General features: G+C 60.2%; 2 protein-coding genes. Both read right to left on the reverse strand.

Going from position 1 to position 1,860, the window contains the following annotated elements:
- Positions 1-203, reverse strand: a 203-nt coding sequence (locus NKH05_RS32915) for a transposase (RefSeq protein WP_353027099.1), incomplete at its 3' end; no start/stop codon positions are given.
- Positions 204-585: 382 nt separating this feature from the next.
- Positions 586-1,743: an IS110 family RNA-guided transposase gene (locus NKH05_RS32920; RefSeq protein WP_352613659.1), complete on the reverse strand. Its 1,158-nt coding sequence runs from the start codon at positions 1,741-1,743 to the stop codon at positions 586-588.
- Between the last annotated feature and the right edge of the window lie 117 nt (positions 1,744-1,860).

The following is a 1,860-nucleotide window of genomic DNA, read 5'->3' on the forward strand; positions in this document are numbered from 1 at the left end:
GGGAGGGACTGGGTCTCCGTGCGCTTCTTTATCCACTTCCGAAGAAGGTTCGCATTGACCCCATGTTCGAGCGCAAGCCTCGATACCGACACGCCAGGCTCAAGGCAGGCCGAGACAAGACGGTCCTTCGATGCCGGCTCGTATCGGCGTCGCCCGTTCCGACCAACAAGCCTTACCAGCAGTTTCTGCTCATCTTCTTCCATCACAAGGTGTCCACCTATTTTGGTGGACACCTTGTATGGGGATTTCGTTGTCAAGGGGCCTTCACTGATTTCGCGGTAAAGCGGTCAGGATAGCCATAACAGAACGGTTGGTCACTGCCTTGTGCATTGGTCCGCGAGCATCAAATTCGAGGGGAGCCTGCCTTTGGGCGCATCGCATTACGCCGCAACCTTGTATTCGGTGGGTCTGCAAAAGACCCGGACCATGAAGCAGTCATTGGCTTCAGCAGCAAGGCTCCGAGGCGGCGGGCCCATTCTCATGACGGCAAATAACGCCATGGTGTCCATCGGGACACCGCCACCTCGAATCGATACGCGCGGGCGTCATTACGGCGGTTGATCCGTCAGGCGCCCTGCAGTGTGTTCAGTTCATCGGGCGCAATGTGACGCCCATCGGGATTTCGCCGACGGTAACCAATCGCCAGAGCGCGATGAGTAACTTGCGTGCGAGCGCCACGATCATCGTCGTCTTGCGGGCGCCCTGTGCCGCTCGTGCCTGGAACCATTGCGTCAGTTCGCTATTCTTTTGGAATCTCAGGAAGCGCCAGGCCAATTGGATCAGCCCGCGTCGCACCCGGGCGTTGCCTGCCTTGGCCAACCCCTTTTCGCGTCGTTTAGATCCGCTCTCGTCGGGGGAGCCTGTCAGACCGGCGTAACGCGCCACCGCGCGCCGGTCTCTGAGGTTGCGGCTAAGCACCTCGTGGACCAGCATGTCGGCTGTCTCAATCCCGACACCAATCACGCGCGCCAATAGCACAACCATTGCATTATACCCCGACGCGGGCGCCTGCTCAAGCTGGGCAATTCTGGCTTTTTCAATCGTCGTGATCTGATCGCGCACCACCGCAAGCCGAGCCATGTCGCGCCGCATCTCTTCCAGCATATTCGGCGGAAGCGGCTGTCCTTCCGAAGTGCGCAGGTCCGGCAACTTCTTCGGCGCCCGGCGAAGCTCGGGCTTGAAGCCACGGATGCCGAGCCGAGCCAGCGCCCCTTTCATGCGATTGACTATCCGCGTTTTCTCGCTGACCAGGTTCTCCCGCTCGCGGCTCGGCCGCTTGGCATCCTCTTCCGCCAGTGATGGGATCGCCACCATGCGGCAGTGGCCACGCTCGCCACGCAGCCAACCCAGGAACACGCGCATCAGCATGGCCGTGTCTAGCCTGTCGGTTTTCGCCCGTCGGTGTTCACGGTTCACGGCGACGCTGGTTGAATGGATGACGTGAGCGTCTATGCCTCGCGTCTGCAGCCACCGGGCCAGCCAGAAGCCGTCTCGCCCAGCCTCGAAGGCCAGCGCGACCCGGTCTATCGGCATGCCCGCAGCCTCCGCCTCCGATCGCCAACGCGCGATCAAACCGAGCAATGCGTTGGGATCGGGATCGAGTTTCTTGAGGGGGTGTCGCTGAACGCCGGGAAGCATTCCGGCCACCAGCCAGTTATTTTGACTCATTTCTACAACGACGAGCACAGTGCGAGCTTGATCCAATACAGTGATTGATCGGCTGAGATCGTCGACTTTGGACATGATAGTCTATCCTTCGGGTTGATCGTACGACGATGGTGCCACCTCGCCGCTCCCCCGCATAGCTTCTCATGCATCAGAGCACTCAACAGCAAAAGGTGCGGGGAAATTCGCGCTTAC

The organism is Mesorhizobium sp. M1399 (genome assembly GCF_040317735.1).
Classification (GTDB): Bacteria; Pseudomonadota; Alphaproteobacteria; order Rhizobiales; family Rhizobiaceae; genus Mesorhizobium.

Bases quoted from the DNA above. Each gene is read 5' to 3' on its own strand.
- NKH05_RS32920 (WP_352613659.1), bottom strand. From the start codon at position 1,743: ATGTCCAAAGTCGACGATCTCAGCCGATCAATCACTGTATTGGATCAA.